Below are 1,270 nucleotides of genomic sequence, written 5' to 3'. Positions count from 1 at the left end.
TACTGCTTTACCCGCAGAAAATGATGGTTATTTTTACGTCGATTGGCGACAATTGCAACCGGTAATCGAGGCAAAATTCCCGATCGTGCGGGTGTTAGAATTATCGATTAAGCCTTTATTTAATAATCTGCGTTCTCTTACCATTAGCAGCCAAGGTAGCGAAAATTCTGTGCGTCGGGGAACGATTTTCTTTAACTTGGGAGTGAAATCGTAAGTTGAGGAGGGGTTAGGTGATCATCACTTCTGCAAATCATCGCTTAATCGGATTATTCGCTATAACCCACATCCCTTGATCATGTTTTATGTTGTGTATTCTCGCTCTTAACCTCTTGAGTTTTTTCACTGTTATTAATTTCATCAGGTGATTGTAACCAATAATTAGCGACAGACTGAATAATTTTTCGTTTTTCGTCTAAGGCAATCTCTGGTTCTAGTTGTTCCGTCGCTGATAGTAAAATATTTAACTGACCAGTGTTGTAAAGCTCTTTATGATAATAATCCAAACGCTCATTAGCAGCCTTACCTTGATTAAAAGTTAACACTGTCACGGCTTCTAGAACTATACCACTAAAAATAGCCGCACTTCCACTACTTAGAAAGCCCGGATTATTTTTCGACAAATCGTAGATACCAAAACCAATCAAAGAAAATCCAGCAATTGAAGCTAGTATTGATCCTAAAAACCATGCTCCCGCTTGCCATCTTACACGTTTGTGATCCTCATCTATCTCTTTCGATAGGTCTTTTTCACTTTTATATTTTAATTCTTCAAATTTCATAGAGTTAGCATAGGCTAAAGCGATCTGATTAGCATACAGTGTATATGTGTAAGTCTCTTTCTCGCTTTGATCTCGATCAAGAGATTTAGAGAATAGTATCCACATAACTCCTATTTTCTTACTAGAACCAGCGGAAAATGGTAGGCATAGTCCATGGGATATAGATAACTTGTTGAAAAGTTTTTGTTGCTCGGTTAGGATTTTATCTGAATCTAACCATTCTCCAGATTGCTTATTGTACACATCCAAAGATGTTATTTTAGTATCTTCGATGAAACTGCCTAAATCTTCATCTGGAGTAGGTACAACGTCATCTATATCTATGGAAAAAGATGCTTGGCCAATCATATTTTTGGTTCTTCGGTTTGTGTTATGCAATGGACGGGAGTTATAAGGGGTGAAACCCTTATATAGAAAGACATGGCTGCGATTTTTGCCAATTGTTTTCAATCTAGAACGAGCTAATCAATTAAGTCCCTTGCCAGATAAGG

2 protein-coding genes are annotated in these 1,270 nt (G+C 37.5%); one reads left to right on the top strand and one right to left on the bottom strand.

Going from position 1 to position 1,270, the window contains the following annotated elements; genetic code table 11:
* On the top strand, window positions 1-214 hold a 214-nt coding region (locus ACE1AQ_RS19620), incomplete at its 5' end, for a DUF3352 domain-containing protein (RefSeq protein WP_288103659.1).
* 79 nt (window positions 215-293) lie between these two features.
* Here the strand turns inward: ACE1AQ_RS19620 and ACE1AQ_RS19615 are convergent.
* Window positions 294-1,127, bottom strand: a complete 834-nt coding sequence (locus ACE1AQ_RS19615) for a hypothetical protein (protein WP_374809059.1) — start codon at window positions 1,125-1,127, stop codon at window positions 294-296.
* Between the last annotated feature and the right edge of the window lie 143 nt (window positions 1,128-1,270).

This window comes from Microcystis sp. BLCC-F209, assembly GCF_041928595.1.
Taxonomy (GTDB): Bacteria; Cyanobacteriota; Cyanobacteriia; order Cyanobacteriales; family Microcystaceae; genus Microcystis.
The sequence above is the reverse complement of the archived record's forward strand: the minus strand, read 5'-3'. Positions and strand labels throughout refer to the sequence as shown.